The sequence below is a fragment of the Kurthia sibirica genome (assembly GCF_003143975.1).
Classification (GTDB): Bacteria; Bacillota; Bacilli; order Bacillales_A; family Planococcaceae; genus Kurthia; species Kurthia sibirica.
In genome coordinates this window covers 37,404-54,027 of the sequence record NZ_QFVR01000010.1, presented here as the reverse complement: position 1 = coordinate 54,027, position 16,624 = coordinate 37,404, and the positions used below count along the sequence as shown (strand labels likewise).

Annotated in this window: 15 protein-coding genes; 2 read left to right on the top strand and 13 right to left on the bottom strand. The window is 35.8% G+C overall.

Features of this window, described 5'->3' with window-relative positions; all coding sequences use genetic code 11:
* Window positions 1-181: 181 nt before the first annotated feature.
* Both DEX24_RS09095 and DEX24_RS09090 read right to left on the bottom strand, forming a co-directional pair.
* Window positions 182-1,192, bottom strand: coding sequence for a FecCD family ABC transporter permease (locus DEX24_RS09095; protein WP_109306115.1), 1,011 nt, complete (start codon window positions 1,190-1,192; stop codon window positions 182-184).
* Window positions 1,192-2,163, bottom strand: coding sequence for a FecCD family ABC transporter permease (locus DEX24_RS09090; RefSeq protein WP_109306160.1), 972 nt, complete (start codon window positions 2,161-2,163; stop codon window positions 1,192-1,194). Before DEX24_RS09090 ends, DEX24_RS09095 begins: the two co-directional genes overlap by 1 nt.
* Window positions 2,164-2,361: 198 nt before the next feature.
* On the opposite strand from DEX24_RS09090, the gene DEX24_RS09085 reads away from it, so the two are divergent.
* Window positions 2,362-3,330: an ABC transporter substrate-binding protein gene (locus DEX24_RS09085; protein WP_109306114.1), complete on the top strand. Its 969-nt coding sequence runs from the start codon at window positions 2,362-2,364 to the stop codon at window positions 3,328-3,330.
* Between the two features lie 455 nt (window positions 3,331-3,785).
* On the opposite strand, the gene DEX24_RS09080 is transcribed toward DEX24_RS09085, so the two are convergent.
* On the bottom strand, window positions 3,786-4,295 hold the full coding sequence (locus DEX24_RS09080; protein WP_109306113.1) for a YehS family protein: 510 nt from the start codon (window positions 4,293-4,295) through the stop codon (window positions 3,786-3,788).
* Window positions 4,296-4,642: 347 nt separating this feature from the next.
* On the opposite strand from DEX24_RS09080, the gene DEX24_RS17180 reads away from it, so the two are divergent.
* Window positions 4,643-4,819 carry a hypothetical protein gene (locus DEX24_RS17180; protein ID WP_170112897.1) on the top strand — a complete coding sequence of 59 codons (177 nt, stop codon included), beginning with the start codon at window positions 4,643-4,645 and terminating at the stop codon, window positions 4,817-4,819.
* Window positions 4,820-4,864: 45 nt separating this feature from the next.
* Here the strand turns inward: DEX24_RS17180 and DEX24_RS09075 are convergent, their stop codons facing one another.
* From DEX24_RS09075 to DEX24_RS09035, 10 genes are all read right to left on the bottom strand, one after another.
* Window positions 4,865-5,083, bottom strand: coding sequence for a hypothetical protein (locus tag DEX24_RS09075; RefSeq protein ID WP_109306112.1), 219 nt, complete (start codon window positions 5,081-5,083; stop codon window positions 4,865-4,867).
* Between the two features lie 224 nt (window positions 5,084-5,307).
* Entirely contained in the window at window positions 5,308-6,993 is a 1,686-nt protein-coding gene (locus DEX24_RS09070) for a methyl-accepting chemotaxis protein (RefSeq protein WP_109306111.1), read from the bottom strand.
* Between the two features lie 297 nt (window positions 6,994-7,290).
* The gene (locus tag DEX24_RS09065; RefSeq protein ID WP_109306110.1) at window positions 7,291-8,976 is read right to left on the bottom strand and encodes a methyl-accepting chemotaxis protein; all 1,686 of its coding nucleotides are present in this window, start codon (window positions 8,974-8,976) and stop codon (window positions 7,291-7,293) included.
* A 243-nt stretch (window positions 8,977-9,219) separates the two neighbouring features.
* A complete protein-coding gene (locus DEX24_RS09060; protein WP_109306109.1) occupies window positions 9,220-10,350 on the bottom strand; it encodes a methyl-accepting chemotaxis protein in 1,131 nt (376 codons plus the stop codon).
* 26 nt (window positions 10,351-10,376) lie between these two features.
* On the bottom strand, window positions 10,377-11,084 hold the full coding sequence (locus DEX24_RS09055) for a hypothetical protein (protein ID WP_109306108.1): 708 nt from the start codon (window positions 11,082-11,084) through the stop codon (window positions 10,377-10,379).
* 25 nt (window positions 11,085-11,109) lie between these two features.
* Entirely contained in the window at window positions 11,110-11,463 is a 354-nt protein-coding gene (locus DEX24_RS09050) for a hypothetical protein (protein ID WP_246131377.1), read from the bottom strand.
* Between the two features lie 937 nt (window positions 11,464-12,400).
* Window positions 12,401-13,762, bottom strand: a complete 1,362-nt coding sequence (rlmD, locus tag DEX24_RS09045) for a 23S rRNA (uracil(1939)-C(5))-methyltransferase RlmD (protein WP_109306106.1) — start codon at window positions 13,760-13,762, stop codon at window positions 12,401-12,403.
* A 123-nt stretch (window positions 13,763-13,885) separates the two neighbouring features.
* Complete coding sequence (gene cydS / locus DEX24_RS17825) at window positions 13,886-14,005, bottom strand: cytochrome bd oxidase small subunit CydS family protein (RefSeq protein WP_373863564.1); 120 nt, start codon at window positions 14,003-14,005, stop codon at window positions 13,886-13,888.
* 14 nt (window positions 14,006-14,019) lie between these two features.
* Window positions 14,020-15,045 carry a cytochrome d ubiquinol oxidase subunit II gene (locus DEX24_RS09040; protein ID WP_109306105.1) on the bottom strand — a complete coding sequence of 342 codons (1,026 nt, stop codon included), beginning with the start codon at window positions 15,043-15,045 and terminating at the stop codon, window positions 14,020-14,022.
* Complete coding sequence (locus DEX24_RS09035; protein WP_109306104.1) at window positions 15,042-16,391, bottom strand: cytochrome ubiquinol oxidase subunit I; 1,350 nt, start codon at window positions 16,389-16,391, stop codon at window positions 15,042-15,044. The genes DEX24_RS09040 and DEX24_RS09035 overlap by 4 nt, the downstream gene beginning before the upstream one ends.
* Window positions 16,392-16,624 lie beyond the last annotated feature (233 nt).

Genomic DNA, 16,624 nt, shown 5'->3' with positions numbered 1-16,624 from the left:
TATGTAGATTATTACCGATATAGGTATTTAAACCTATTTTTTAATGAAGATAATTCCTTTTTGTTGTCTTATTTCCTCCATTATTTTGGTAATAATCTTTTTATCATAACCGGTTTATATAAGATCAATAAGAGAAAGGGTAGGCATCATTTATAGATGCCTACCCTTTAAACTTCTATATTTAGTTTTTGACGAGTAAATAGACAAAGTAAGGTGCACCAATAATTGCAACGACAATCCCAACAGGAATTTCTAATGGGGACATGACGACGCGACCAAGCATATCTGCCATAACCAAAATAATTGCACCAAATAATGCGCTAAGTGGTAAAACTTTTTTATGATTAGCACCAATCAATTTACGGACAATATGCGGCGCAATTAGACCAAGAAAGGTTATACCACCACCGACTGCAACACAAACACCAGCTAATGTAACCGCAATTAGTAAAAAATTACGGCGCTCTCGATTAATATGCAAACCAACTGAAATAGCGGAGGCTTCACTCAATGTCATAATATCTAAAACCTTCGCTTTGTAGACCGCTAAAGGAATTAACACAACTAACCAGGGTGTCAAAGCCCAGACGAATGTCCAATTTGAACCCCAAATCGTTCCCGCTAACCAGACAAGTGCCTTCGTGAAATCCATTGGATCCATTTTCAGTTGGAAAACGATGAGTAATGCACCACAAAATGCGTTGATACCAATACCGACAAGTAACATACGAGTTGGATTAACCGCATTCTTTTTCCATGCGAGTACATAAATAACCGTTGCTGCCAAAAAAGCACCGCATAACGCAACAATTGGCATAAGAAAAATAGAAAGAAAACCTTGTGCCATAAATGCACTTCCTTGTAGGAAGAACATATATAACACTACACCTAAACCTGCTCCTGCGTTAATGCCTAATACACCGGGATCTGCTAGAGGATTTCGTGTAATCCCCTGTAAAATCGCACCTGACACCGCAATTCCCATACCAACTAATGCTGCCATGAAAATACGGGGTAATCGGAAATCAAAAATTGTCAAAATATTATCTTCCGTACCATTACCAAACAGTACATCTATTACTTCATCAAAGGGAATTTTAATAAAACCTGCATTGATACTTAAAAACATCATCATGAGCAAAAGAAGGAAACCACCAACGATGAGCCCAAAAAATTTGCGATCTTTCATCATCAAAACCCCCTCCCTTCTTTACGTGCTAAATAGAGGAAGAATGGTACGCCAACAAGCGCAGTAATCGCACCAACTGGCGTTTCAAATGGTGAATTAATCGTCCGAGCTACAATATCAGCTAAGAGTAGTAGTATGCCACCAAAGACAGCTGATACAGGAATAATCCAACGATAGTCAACACCCACAATCAAGCGGACAATATGTGGGATGACTAAACCTACGAAACCAATTGTACCCGCTACGGATACTGCAGCTCCCGTTAATAGCAATACTGCAATCGTTCCTATAATTTGGATGGTCAACGTATTTTGCCCGAGTCCCTTTGCAACATCCTGCCCTAAACTCATGACAGAAATCGAACGGCTTAGTAAAATTGCAATGACTAAACCAACTAAAATAACAGGAACAATATATTTTAATTGCTCATCCTGCATGGTAGATAATCCACCTGCATACCAAAAACTTAAGCTTCTTGACACATCAAACTTCATACCAACACCTGTCGTAAGTGCTGTTAAAAAGGCCGTAATTGCTGAACCTGCCAACGCTAGTTTTACTGGTGTCATACCACCTTTAGAAATCGTCGTTAAGGTAAACACTAACGCGACACCTAGACCCGCACCGATAAATGAGGCAATCATCGTTACCCACATCGAACCATCTGGAATAAAGGCTAATGACAGGACGACGAAAAAGGCTGCGCCTGCTGTTACCCCTAATATAGAAGGTTCTCCTAATGGATTTCTAGTCATCCCCTGCATAATGGCACCAGATACGGCTAGTGCCGCACCGATTAACATCGCTGCAAATGCTCTTGGAAAGCGTAAACTCATAATGATAATATGTTCTGGATTTTCATCATCAGTATGAATAATGGCTTCCCCTATTAATTTGAAATTTAAATTAGTTGCCCCTAATCGAATCGATGCAAATAAAAGCAATACGAGGACGATTGATCCAATTACAAGCATCAATGTAGGTATGTTACTATTCTTTTTTTCTATATAGTTGGATAATTTTTTCTTTGCCACAACACGTGCTCCTTTTTTATGAGTTGTATTTAGTATACTCTGAAATTTTAAGTACTGTTGACAAATTGCTCATAAAAGAGTAAATTGTATTGAGAATGATAATCATTAACAATATATCACAATTTCAGGAGGATCAACATGTCTAAATCGAAATACGCTTCATCTTTTTTAAAAATTGCTGGGGCTAGTTTTTTAGCTCTATCGTTAGCTGCATGTGGAAATAATGACTCAACTAAAGACACGAATAAAGCTGAGCAAGCAACTAAAGACACACGTACAGTTACAGATGCGATGGGTAACAAAGTTGAAGTACCAGTAAACCCTAAACGTGTACTCGCTTCTTATTTAGAAGATAATTTAGTAGCGCTTGATGTTAAACCAATTGCACAATGGAGTGTCAATGATGGGGCTAGCATCCAAGACTATCTACAAGGTTCACTTGAAGGCGTTGAAACTATTAACTATGACCTTCCTCTTGAAGCCGTACAAAAACTAAAACCAGACTTGATCATCATGGACTCAGCAACCATGGTCGAGGGTGATAAATATAATCAATACAAAAAAATTGCACCGACTTATGTCATTGGTAAAGAAGTGAATAATGACTGGCGTGATGAATTACTACGCGTTGGTGAAGTGTTCGATAAAAAAGCTGTGGCTCAAGAAAAATTAGACGCATATGATGCAAAAGCAAAAGCTGCTAAAGAAGAAATAGCGACTAAATATAATGATCCTTCAGCAGCAGCGATTTGGATTGTTGGCGGTAAAGCATTTATTGTAGGCGATAATCTTTCGGCCGGTGCTGTCATGTATGGCGATCTAGGTATGAAAGTTCCTGCTCTAGTAAAAGAAGTTTCTGCTAAAGCAACAGGTAACTGGAGTGAAATTTCTTTAGAAAAACTTGCTGCTCTTGATGCAGATCAACTTTACGTTATTAATAGCGATGGTAAAAATGATAAGGTGACATCAAGTAAAATTTGGAAAACGATTCCTGCTGTAAAAGCTGGTAATGTTCATAACTACGGTCCAGAAACAAGTTGGTTATACACAGGTACAATTGCAAATACACAAATGATTGATGCTATTTTGAAGTCATTATCTAAATAGGACTTCTCTAAAAATGTTTACCCTATGAGCCTGAGACAAACATATTTTCAACAGAGAACATCCCGTATGATTTTTCAAAATCATACGGGATTTTTCATTTCAATCAATTTCCGCTTCGAAAAACACTTTCCTCGGACAGGGCTTCAAACGCTTCGTCACCGCCTTCCTGTGGGGTTTTCTGCGCGTTCAATTGATTTGATTATTTGTATGGGAGACATACTATTTTGTTCTGTCCAGGCTCTTTTTTATTTTAATTCTAGTCGTTTAGTAATGAACTAGTACTAAAGACAAAAAAGCATAACTTCACCTAATCAACTGTACTTAAAATACAAAGTAGTCAGTCTAAAGGTCAGCTACGCTATAGGAATGGTAAAATATGCCACTAAGGCATTCTATCTATCAGAATTTCTCTTCAACACATCTAAAAGTAGATTACTGGTATTAATAACGAACCATTAATCTTCTTTTTTCTGCGGTTTTCTATATTGCTCCGTTAATCCACGGATAAAGTTGCGCGCAAAGCGATCGCCACATGCCATATAATTACGATGTGATGGATTACGGAAAATCGCACCTAACTCTGCTTTTGATACTTTTACGCCACCATCAAATAATGTTGCGAGTACATCATCGCTCGTCATGGATAAAGCAATTTTCACTTTTTTCAGCAACATATTATTCGGGTGGTCTTTTTCTGTTTGTACAGGTGCTGCTTCTTGCCCTGGACGTGGTTTTTGTGGCCCACGTTTGAAGGTAATGAGACCATTTAAAAATGCTTCAAACATGTCATTTGTTACTTCAATATATCCTGCTGGAGGTGTTTCATCTTCAGCTACTTTTATCAACATATTGAGTACATCTTCTTTTGTGTACTTCATACCACCAAGTTTGAACATTTCTACAACGTCCATATTTTTAATATCGAGTGCGTAGCGCAAACGAAGAATCATATCGTTATTTGTCATCGTATCCTCCTATAGTTGATGTCTATTTTATAGCGCTTAATTGATCGAAATCACGAAACTATATAGTTCATTTTAACATATTATCACGATGATGTTGAGTTGTTTACAAATTGGCAATTTAGTCAAGGACAAGTAGCAGACAGCCAGTAATCTATAGAATGCTACTATATTCTGTTAACGTATCTTCCCAGGCTCTTATTCCATAAAAAACAATATTCTTTTTCATAAAGGAAGAGCCTGGTCTAACTACCGCTCTCTACTAAAGAGAGGGATGTCACTTTTCGTAAGTTCCTTTTATATGGTATGATGTAATTAAATATTTAGAATTATTAGAAAAGAGGGAGATCATGAATAAAAAAATGTTAGGGCTATTACTGATTATCCTTGCCTCCATGATTATTTTGAGTACCTTCTCCACTTTTTTCAATACGTATACCTACATCAAAATTACCATCACTTTGTTACTGATCCTCTTTACAGCTTACTTCATTTATCATAATGTAAACGAAGCTGACTCCAAATAAAAACGTCTAGTGCACCGATTCACTCTGTGTACTAGACGTTTTTTATTAAGCTAAAATTTTTCGGAATGTATCTAGATTTGCTGCCATTTGTGCTTTAATTTCAGCATCTGTCATAGCCGCCAAATCAGCAGTGAGAAGATCTTTTACGAGTATAGCAATAATGCCCTCATAATAGTCCGGTTGCTCTTTTTCTAACGTAGGGAAAATACTTTGCATAACGTCATCCGCGATTGGGAATAACTTATTTAAATCTTGTTCATTCAAGTTGAAAACCTCCTATTTATGATCTTGCTCTTTTTACAAAAGTTAATATGCTCATGACTAAAATAGTGGCGTAAATAGATACGAAAACAATAACACTATTTCTGAATTGGTAGGGTTCTTGCCTGTTGAAACCACTGCTTGCAAAATAATTGCCTCCCATGCCTTCTAAAGCATACATCACACCCGACATTAATACAAAAGTTGAATTTAAAAATAAGCTGTATTTATACTTTAAATTTACGTATTTCATCTTGTAATTGTTGTGCATTTTCGCTTAATGATACAGCGACATCACTTACTTGTTCCATGGTAGATGATTGCTCTACAATAGATTCTGCAATCAATCGTAAATGTTCACCCGAATCGTTCGCCCCGTGTGCTATTTCGGTCACAGAAGCTGTCACTTCTTCAGCACTAGCTGATATTTCTTGTGATGTAGCTGATACTTCTTCAATCTGCCTTGTAATATAGTTAACTGATTTGGAAATCCCCGCAAATGATTCACCTGCATCACCAATAATTTTGACTCCATCTATTACAGATTGCATAGACATGGTAACCGCTTTTTCTACGTTAACTGTATCTGCCTTTATATCATTTGTTAGCTGGACAATTGAGTTCGCTGATTTCTTCGATTCTTCTGCAAGTTTACGCACTTCATCCGCGACAACAGCAAAACCTTTACCATTCTCACCAGCACGTGCTGCTTCAATTGCGGCATTTAATGCCAATAGATTCGTTTGATCCGAAATAGCTGTAATTACTTGTGTAATATGACTAATTTCCTCAGTTTGCTGTGCAAGTTTTTGCACAAGTGTATTGACGCTATTCGTCGAAGTATTGATATCCTGCATTTGCGTTTTTGCCTCATCAATTATTTGACCGCCAGACATCGCAGAATGATTTGCATCGACTGCTTTCGACAACAGATCTTGAGTAGATTCTGCTATACGTTGTACACCAACAGCCGTTTCTTCCATCGCATGAACACTTTCGTTCGCTGCTACACCTGAATTCGTCGCTGCCGTTGATGTTTGATTTACGCGCATCGAAATATCTGTTGAAGTGGCTGTCACTTCCTCTGTACTTGCAGATAATTCCTCAGCCGATGCACTTAGCTGCTCTACATTACTTTGAATATTTCGGATGAGGAATGCTAAATTATTTTTCATCGTATTAAATTCTTTGCTTAACTGACCAATTTCATCATTTGTTTTCACAAGAAGGTCTGCTTGTGATAAATCACCATTTGCAATAACTCCGGCTTCTAACACTAATTTTTTAATCGGCGCCGTTAACGTTCTTCTCAGATACATACTCAACCAAAGCACTTCGACTATGCTGATTACGAGTATAATAATAGCGATTGTTTTTGAAGATTTTATTTTTGATTTTGTATCTTTACTAATTATTTTCAGTTGTGCCTGTTGATATTGGTCAATACTTGTTGTCGTATCTAAAATACCTACATTTGCATCTTTTATAGCGGTATTAACAATGTGAATAGCTTCTTTTTTCTTATCTGCTTCTACACTTTCCAATACTTGGTCCACTGCACTATTAAAGTTTGTCTTATACTTTTCTAGCTCTAACATATGTTTTTTCATCGTATCGCTACGTACTAAAGTGCCTAAATATGTAATTTGATCATGTAAATCTTTTTGATAAAATGCAAGCTTTTCTTTATTATAATTCGTTTCATCAATCATAATTGCGCGTGCATATAATCCTTGCATCCCGACATCAAAGCGAATGGTATCTACGACACCAATTTGTTTCACTCTATTATCTAATGCTTCATCTGTTTTCTTTTCTATACTATTCAGATTTAAAAATGTTACGCCTACGATCACACATAGTAGTAACCCCATAGCCATAAAACCCAAAGTTAATTTTCTTCCTATACTCATGATATACCTCTTTCTAATGAACTACTTTTCTCATTAAATATTTTTAATATGTATTACATTAGACATAAAATACATATAAAACAAGGGATAAAATACCTATTAATATAGAAAAAATCATACTATATACTTATTATGTATCGTACACTAGCTATTTTCTTTAAAAATATATATTTTTAGCTTTCCTAATTAATATAAACTAAAAAACTGCACCTCCATTTGTTAGATTATGTCTAACCACTGGGGTGCAGTTCAAATTATACGCTTTTTTGTATTCACATTTGTATGATTACAATAAAATTATACGCGGAATTTACGTATTTCATCTTGTAATTCTTGTGCATTATCGCTTAAACTCACAGCAACATCACTTACTTGTTCCATGGTTGTAGTTTGTTCATCCATTGAAGAGGCAATCATTTTCAAATTGGTAGCAGCATTGGCAGCTCCACTAGCAATTTCACTAACTGAGGCAGTTACTTCTTCTGCACTTGCTGATAATTCTTCAGAAGTGGCAGAAATCTCTTCAATTTGTGTTGTCATTTTACTAACTGCATAAGCAATTGTGGAGAATGATGAACCTGCTTCTCCAATAATCTGTACCCCATCTGTTACCGATGCCAGTGATTCTGTCACTGCACGCTCTACATTGACTGTATCTGCTTGAATTTCCAGCGTCAAACTTACAATTGAATTAGCTGAACGCTTCGACTCTTCTGCAAGTTTGCGTACTTCATCTGCGACAACGGCAAAACCTTTGCCATGTTCACCTGCACGTGCCGCCTCTATTGCCGCATTTAACGCTAGTAGATTCGTTTGATCTGTTATAGCTGTTATTACTTGCGTAATATTGCCAATTTCATCTGTTTGTTGGGCTAATTTTTTTACAAGTTCATTAACTGTCATTGTCGAATCATTAATTATTTTCATTTGTGTTTTAGCATGTCCAATAATTTCATCGCCATGTTTAGCAGAATCACTGGCATCGACAGCATTTGATAATAATACTTGTGTTGATTCAGCAATTCTTTGCACACCAATAGCCGTTTCTTCCATTGCAGAAGCGCTTTCTGCGGATGAATCTGTTGAATTTTGAGCAACTTGAGCTGTTTCTTCTACATTAGAAGCAATTTCTTGTGTCGTTGCAGTAATTTCTTCTGTACTCGCTGACAATTCTTCTGCTGATGCGCTTAGATGTTCTACATTTGACTGTACATTACGTATTAAGGATGCTAAATTGTTTTTCATCGTGTTAAATACTATTCCTAGTTTTCCAATTTCATCCTTTGTTTTAACAAGTACATCTTCCTGTGTCAAATCTCCATTAGCAATATTTTCTGCCACATTAACTATTTGATTTAATGGTTTTATAATCGTTTTTCGAATATATAAAATAATTAATACGACAATTACTACACTTACTATTAAAATAATAATAGCTGAAATTTTAGAAATACTAATTGTATCGGCCGTTTCTTCATTTATCAATTTTAGTTGTTCTTCTTGATAGTGAATAATCTTCGTAGACGTATCTAAAATACCAGCATTAGCTGCTTTTATTGTCGAGTTCACAATCGCAATAGCTGCTTTTTTTCCTTTTTCATCATATACTGCTAACATTTCTTTTGTACTTGCATTAAAGTCATCATTAAATTTTGCTAAATCAGTCACAAATTTTTTCATTTCATCACTTCTTGATCGCGATGCTAAAAGCTCCACTTGATGATCCAAATCTGAACTATATTTCACTAAATTTTCTTTGTTGGATGCTTGCTCCTCCAACATCAAAGCACGCGAGTAAAGTCCCTGCATACCAACGTCAAAGCGAATTTGATCAATTATCCTTATTTGCTCCACTCTATTATTTAGTGCTTCATCTGTTTTCGTTTCAATTTTTTTAAGGTTAATAAATGTTGTAGCAACCACAATACACAACAGAAAAATTATTCCAAAAAACGATAAATTCAACTTTTTACCTATCCCCATAAACCATACCTCTTCCTATAGAACTATTTTTAACGGTAAACCGCTCTATTAAACACATTAATCATAATGTAAAATAAGAACAAGTTACTTATTACCTATATAATAAAAAATACATTAAAATTTAGCTATTTACATCCAAATAATAGATACTTTTACCTTATATTAACAAATAAATGATTATTTTTTCATTAAAATAAATAAATAGCTATGCCAATTCACACTTGTGACTAGCATAGCTATTTTTTATACTTCTAGAAATATTTGTGTATCTTTTTTTAAACTCATTAATTGTTTTGCTTCATCTACTAAGCTATCCATTGTCCGTAATTCCTCATCACTTATTTCAACTAGTTCTTCAAACATTTCGACAGATTCACGCGAGATAAACGAAATATCTTTCATTGCAGCCATTATTTGAATAGCACTTGAAGATAATTCCTCCGTACTAGCTGATGAGTTAGAATTATTCTCTGCAATTACACGCGTTGTCTCTAAAATTTGACCAAACATTTGGCCAACCTCTAAAATAGTTGCATTTGTTTGAGCAAATTCTGAGGTCCCCTGTTCCATAGATACGATTACACGGCTTGTTTCTTCTTGAATATTTTTGACAATACTTGAAACTTCTGAAGCCGACTGGCGTGATTGTTCCGCTAGTTTACGTACTTCATCAGCAACTACAGCAAAACCTTTACCATGTTCGCCTGCGCGTGCTGCTTCAATAGCAGCATTTAATGCTAACAAATTTATTTGTCCAGAAATTCCTGTAATTACTTTTACGATCATACCAATTTCATCGGATTTTTTCCCGAGTACATGAATAGCATCAAAGGTTGTATTAATCGTATCATTAAATTGTTTCATTTTCCCCATTGAATCTTTAATTTTTTCGTCACCATCTAGCGTTAATTCTAATGTTGTATTAGACTGCTCTGAAATCTGATGCGAGCGAATGGATAATTCTTCAATTGCTTCCGTTATATCTTCAATAGATAATGTACTCTCTTCTGTTGCAATCAGTTGTTTTTTTAAACCTTTACCTACTTCATCAATAGCTGCACGTACAATATCAGCTTTTTCAGCTGCATATTCTCCATGCATATGTAAATTTTCACCCTTTTCATTCACTTTATGCGCAAAAACACGAATTTTATCACGAATCGTTTTGAAAAATGTCGCTAGTTTATTAAATACTTCTTTATCTTTACTAGTACCTTTAATGGCTGTAACGGCTGTCCCTTCAGATAGGGCATGCATACCATCTACAACAGTCTTATTTATATGATCAGATTTTTTTATTGAAAAATAACGATAACCAAAATAAATAGTCGTTCCCAATAAAATTAAAATTATGAGTACCATAGTGCTAATCATTAACAAATTCCTCTCTTCCTATCATTTTATAGTTCTTTTAGAATAATATACGTACCATCTGCTACTGTTGTCGGTATAGCTTTTAAACACGCATTTTCAGCATATGCATGCATAATATATTGACCTTCCATATCTCTATACTTTGTCAAACCATGAAATTTCTCCAATAAACGCATTGATTTAGGATTTGTTGCTTCTGCTAGTATATGTTTAAGACCTGCTTCTCGTGCTTTTGAAATAAGCATATCCCCTAATTCTTGAACAATTTCATGACGCCCCTCTTCAGCCATCACGCCTAATAAAAATAAATGTAAAATTTCTCCATCATTCATTTTTTTAGCGTATTTTTTTTCAAAATCAATCACAAATTTTTTATCAACATCCTCTAATACCTGTGAAATAATGTTCATATCTTTAAATGAACCTTCGAATAATTCACCTTCGATTACTTCCAACTTATTGGTATCACCACAAAAAACGCCTACTACATGATCATCATCATTTAAAGCGACTGCACTGTAACCTTGTTTAACGGTTGCTATTAAATATTCTTTAGCAAACTGATAAAAATCTTCGTATTCTAAATGCAAGTAACCAACCATCGGTTCTTGAATGAATTTATCTCCTACTTTAATACCAACGAATGTGTGGCCCAAACAAGCGGCCGCCTCCGCTATCAATTCATGTTGATCTTCTGTTAAAAAAACATATTTATAAGTAGTGGCTGTCTGCATAATTTACTCCCTTTTGAATGAAAAATTAGTATTCTAAACTAGCTCTTAGTTCTTCAATTGTGTTAAATACGGTTCCTGGAAAATCAACATTTTCTAAAGCATTGCGCACTTGTACATAGGCAATTTTAGATTTGGGGTTAATGATATATAAATCTTTAAATCCTAATGTTGCATAGAGCATAATTGTTGGTCCTAACTCTGCAGTTACTCTAGATGGTACTGGTGATTGATAAGTCGCATCAACTACAAAAACATAATTTCTTGGTATTACTGTAGCAACAGTTGTCTCTAAATCCGCAATATAGCCGGCAACCATATCTTCTTTAATAAAGCCATGTACTTGTACATGCACCTCTTTTTGAGTTTCAAAAACCGACATTTTGTATTTTTCTCTATCAATAACTATCATCTAATTTCTCCTTTTCTCACAAGTCAATTTCACATTAAAAAAGCTATCCAACTTCTAAAAGAAGGACAGCAAAATAATTGCTTTTCATTCATAATTTAATACGTATAATGATAATTTTTTCACTATCTACCTTTATATCATTATTTTCAAATAATTTTCCCTACCATGTTCCCTCATAAAGGTAAGTATATACTCACAATAAAACCGATATATTAATAGTATAAAATACTTACTAGCTTTTTTCTACAATAGTATTGATTTTTAAAGAAAAAACTAATAAATAAAGAGAATATATTTCAACTATCTGCTTTTCTGGTTTAAAAAAGATAGTATACAATCACAAAATGGTTTCATATTTTTCCGAATCAGTGCAAGAATATTCTACTTTTGGTGGCATTTAATGGTCATGACAACATTAATAGTCTTTGGTGAAGTCTTCTGAATTCATTAAATCCTTTAATATCTGACATTACATGGTCTAAAATTAAACCTTTCCACTTCCCACCAATACCCTCTATCATGATTTCCACCGGATCAGGATGGCTATCTCCGTGCCTTATTATTTTTTACTCTCATGCACAATTTATATAATATACAACCTAATTGTGCATATTTTTGTTTTGATTATATACAAAAAGCATGAGGATGGATGTGAATTTATTGGCACTATTAGCAGGATAAGTATCAGTTCATCCTATATAGGTTAGACATCAACGCGTGCTAGAGGATAGGAACAAGACATCTATATTCAACTAGTACTGAATGATTCGGTTATTCCTTTAAGAATCATAAAAAACACATCACCTAGGGAAATATCTCTCTAGGTGATGTGTTGTTTACTATTTACTGTCGTAGTTCATATACTGTAGAAAAGCTCATCCACTTATTAAATGATTAGATATATATATTAGACCAACTCAAGCCAGGCCACTACTTCACAATGTGCTGTGTGTGGGAACATGTCGACTGGTTGGACTTGCTGTGTTTTGTAGCCACCATCTTCGAGAATGCGTAGGTCACGTGCTAAGGTTGCTGGATTACATGATACGTATACAACCTTGCGCGGTTTTTGCTCGATAATCGTTGTTAGTAATGCTTCATCGCAGCCTTTACGAGGTGGGTCAACCATTAATACATCGGCTGTTTTCCCCTCTTTATACCAACGTGGAATCACTTCTTCTGCTGGACCTGCTTCAAAAAATGTATTCGTTAAATGATTAATTTCGGCATTACGTTTTGCATCGGCAATGGCTTGAGGGACGATTTCGACGCCCATGACCATTTTCGCTTTTTTCGCCATGAATAATGAGATTGTACCAATACCACAATAGGCATCAATTACTGTCTCCTTACCTGTTAATGCAGCATAGTCCAAGGCTTGTTCATATAACACTTCCGTTTGAATTGGGTTTACTTGGTAGAATGAACGCGCTGATATTTCAAAGCGTACGTCACCAATATAGTCTTCAATGACTTCTTTCCCCCACAGTAATAGCGTATCATTACCGAAAATAACGTTGGTATCTTGTGAATTTATATTGTGCATAATCGATTTCACATTTGGAATTAACTCGATAATCGCTTTTATAATCGCTTCTTTTTCTTTTAGTTTACGCCCTTTTGTAACCAGTACGACCATTACTTCGTTTGTTGTACGTGCTTTACGGACAACAACATGACGTAAAATACCACGTTGTGAAATTTCATCATATGGCGTTAATCCTAACGACCACAATTTTGGTTTTAAGCCCATTAAAATAGCATCTGCTTCTTCACCTTGGATGAGGCAACGATTCGTATCCACGATATGATGTGATTTTGTTTTGTAAAAACCTGCGATTGGTACATCGCCATCCACACCAAACGGGATTTGCGCTTTATTGCGATAATGCCAAGGGTCTTGCATCCCTTTTACAGGTAGGACAGGCACATCGATTTTACCGATGCGTTTCATCACATTTTCAACCATATTTTGCTTCCACTTCAATTGACCTTCATATGACAGATGCTGTAACTGACAGCCTCCACATTGATCAAAAATCGGACAAGGTGCTTCAACGCGATCAGGCGATGATTCCTTTATGTCGACAATTTTTGCAAAACCGTAGTTTTTTAATGTTTTCACTACATGTACTTCTGCTGATTCATTCGGTAATCCACCTTGAATAAATAATGGGTAGCCATCCACTTTTGCTACGCCAGCTCCGTCATGAGTTAAATCTTCTATATGAACAATTAAGCGGTCATTCTTTTTTACAGGTGCAGTCATAATAGTAACGTCCTCCATTTCAATTTCTCTATTGTATCATGAATAGATGCGTTCGGACAGTTAAGAAAACGACAAAACGAGGGTGTGTCATAAAGACAGTCCCCTCGTTTATCACCTACTCAATCATTGATCCTTTTGTTGACGCTTTCTAATCGGTCCATCCATTCCTGCTACCCAAAATCCGATAACAACAGCTAAGATGACGACGATAAAAGGTGCATAAAAAATCATAAACATTTCCATATAGTATATCCTCCTTATACATGGGTATCATTTTTACCTTTTGCATAATCTTTATTGAAGATGAATAATTTCATAATTAGCCACAACGCTGGTAGCAATAAAAGTAAGCCTAATACAAAAGTTACGACTAAAGCGATGGCCATTGATTGATTGGTAAACGAATCATAAATGGTTAAGTGTGGATACATTAAATATGGATAGTGCCCGATTCCATATGCAAAGAAGGCAAAGAGAAATTGTCCAATAACCAAGCCGATTGCGACACCAAATTTTTTATTGCTCCACAGCAGATAAATCGTACCGATAAACATCAGCGCCGATAGCACTAATAAATACCACATATCCATCATGCGATTATAGTGCAGTGGATTATGACTTCTCAATTCCACCATAATTCCGATTACCGCCACTACTAATGGAATTGCCCAAAAGAAGGCATATTTTTTCAATAGTTCACGTGCTTCCAAATCATTGGCTTTATTGGCATACCATGTGAGGAAGGTTGCTGAGATAAAGAGACATGCTGAGATGGAGAGTACGACGACACTCCAAGTTAGTGGACTTGTAAATAGCGCTTTAAAATCCAGCTCCGGTCCACCCTTTCCGATGCTGACAAAACCACCTTCTGAGATTGTCAGTGTGATGGATAATGCTGCTGGAATCAAGACACCCGATGCACCGTATAATGTTGCGTAACCTTTATGTCCCTTCGTACCGTAGGATTCAAAGGCATAATATGAACCACGAATACACAGTAATATAAGAATAATACTTCCTGGTATTAACATCGGTTGACCAAAATACACGGCTGTTTTCGGGAAAAATCCGATAATACCAACAAAGAAGAATACAAAGAAAACATTTGTCACTTCCCAAACAGGGGATAAATAGCGTTGGATAATCGTCGATAATATACGCTGTTTATTTGTCAAAATACCATATGCATTAAAAAAACCTGCGCCAAAATCGATGGAGCCAACTATAATATATCCAAACAGGAAAATCCACAAGACGGAAATACCTAAAATTTCAATATTCATTTATGGTCACTCTCCTCGTTATGACGTTCTTCTAGCTCACGTTCAACTGGATTGTTTTTGAACATTCTCCGAAGTACTACAACGCTACCTATACCTAAAATAACATACAGAATAGCAAATAACGCTGCCATCAACCCAACATTATCACTCGTAGTAGCTGCTTCTGAAACCTTCATATAATTGACGAGAATCCAAGGTTGTCGCCCAACTTCTGCGAGCCACCAACCAGCTTCTACTGCCAAGAAGGTCAATGGTCCGCCCGCTACAATGATCCACTTAAACCAACGTGAATCGACGAGTCTCCAATTACGCCAAATGCCAAGTAAATAAGCCAATCCAATGACAATCATTAACACACCTACTGATACCATAAAATCAAAGAGATAATGAATATAAAGAGGTGGTGTTTCATCTTTCGGGAAGTCATTTAATCCTTTCACTTCTGCATTAAAATTATCACTTGCTAAAAAGCTAAGCATCTTGGGTATTCGTATTTCATATTTTATTTGCTCTGTTTTTTCATTTAGTACACCAAATAATATAAGATCGGCACCCTTATCGGTCTCAAAATGCCACTCAGCTGCTGCTAATTTTTCCGGTTGATATTTATTCAAATATTTACCGGAGAAATCACCAATTATGGCTGTTGCAATGGCGAAAACAAGACCTAATTTCATAAATAAAAAGAGTGATTTTTTATGATAAACATGCTTGGAACCTTTTAACATCTTGAAAGCTGCAATTGCTGCCAATAAAAAGGCTGTTGTCATATAAGCTGTAACGAGAACATGCCCTACTTTTGTTGGCATAGAAGGTGTTAACATCGCAAGTATAGGTTGCACATTTGTCAGTTGACCATCAACAAGGTCAAAACCTCGTGGTGAGTTCATAAATGCATTTACCATCGTTATAAATATAGCAGATGCCGATGAACCAATGGCCACTGGTATAAGTAGTAGGAAATGTTTTTTCTGATTTTCAAATCGATCCCATGTATAAAGGTAAATCCCTAAAAATATAGCTTCAAAGAAAAAAGCAAATGTCTCCATAAAGAGTGGTAGAGCAATAACATTGCCTGCTAATTCCATAAAGTTTGGCCATAATAATGAGAGCTGTAATCCAAATGCTGTTCCTGTAACGACACCGACTGCTACTGTGATGACATAACCACGAGCAATACGACGTGCTAATAAAATATAATGTTCATCATTCTTCTTGATCCCAATCCATTGCGCAATCATGATCATCAGGGGAACCCCTACGCCAATCGTTGCATAAATAATATGGAAAGTTAATGTAAATTCCGTCAGTAAACGACTAAAAAACACTGCACTTTCATTGGACATTTTATTTCCTCCTTATTTAAAGAATATATCTTACAACAATTGTTGTAAGCATAACGACCGATACTATTGCACATCCGATAATGAGCAAACGCTCCTGTCGCTTATACATATGCAACCTCTCCTTTACCCCAATAGTATACCCTCAATATTTACCATTAAATCCTACCAAACTTGTAAATATTAGTACGTATTCGTGAGAGAAGTGTGAAGTAATCTTTACTTTTTGAATGATG

What these genes read in the sequence shown, in the direction of transcription:
- DEX24_RS09035 (WP_109306104.1), bottom strand. Translation starts at nt 16,391, where the DNA reads ATGTCCAATGAAAGTGCAGTGTTTTTTAGTCGTTTACTGACGGAATTT.
- cydS (WP_373863564.1), bottom strand. Translation starts at nt 14,005, where the DNA reads ATGGAAATGTTTATGATTTTTTATGCACCTTTTATCGTCGTCATCTTA.
- DEX24_RS17180 (WP_170112897.1), top strand. Translation starts at nt 4,643, where the DNA reads ATGAATAAAAAAATGTTAGGGCTATTACTGATTATCCTTGCCTCCATG.
- DEX24_RS09080 (WP_109306113.1), bottom strand. Translation starts at nt 4,295, where the DNA reads ATGACAAATAACGATATGATTCTTCGTTTGCGCTACGCACTCGATATT.
- DEX24_RS09040 (WP_109306105.1), bottom strand. Translation starts at nt 15,045, where the DNA reads ATGAATATTGAAATTTTAGGTATTTCCGTCTTGTGGATTTTCCTGTTT.
- DEX24_RS09055 (WP_109306108.1), bottom strand. Translation starts at nt 11,084, where the DNA reads ATGCAGACAGCCACTACTTATAAATATGTTTTTTTAACAGAAGATCAA.
- DEX24_RS09090 (WP_109306160.1), bottom strand. Translation starts at nt 2,163, where the DNA reads ATGCTTGTAATTGGATCAATCGTCCTCGTATTGCTTTTATTTGCATCG.
- rlmD (WP_109306106.1), bottom strand. Translation starts at nt 13,762, where the DNA reads ATGACTGCACCTGTAAAAAAGAATGACCGCTTAATTGTTCATATAGAA.
- DEX24_RS09050 (WP_246131377.1), bottom strand. Translation starts at nt 11,463, where the DNA reads ATGTCGGTTTTTGAAACTCAAAAAGAGGTGCATGTACAAGTACATGGC.
- DEX24_RS09070 (WP_109306111.1), bottom strand. Translation starts at nt 6,993, where the DNA reads ATGAGTATAGGAAGAAAATTAACTTTGGGTTTTATGGCTATGGGGTTA.
- DEX24_RS09095 (WP_109306115.1), bottom strand. Translation starts at nt 1,192, where the DNA reads ATGATGAAAGATCGCAAATTTTTTGGGCTCATCGTTGGTGGTTTCCTT.
- DEX24_RS09085 (WP_109306114.1), top strand. Translation starts at nt 2,362, where the DNA reads ATGTCTAAATCGAAATACGCTTCATCTTTTTTAAAAATTGCTGGGGCT.
- DEX24_RS09060 (WP_109306109.1), bottom strand. Translation starts at nt 10,350, where the DNA reads ATGATTAGCACTATGGTACTCATAATTTTAATTTTATTGGGAACGACT.
- DEX24_RS09065 (WP_109306110.1), bottom strand. Translation starts at nt 8,976, where the DNA reads ATGGGGATAGGTAAAAAGTTGAATTTATCGTTTTTTGGAATAATTTTT.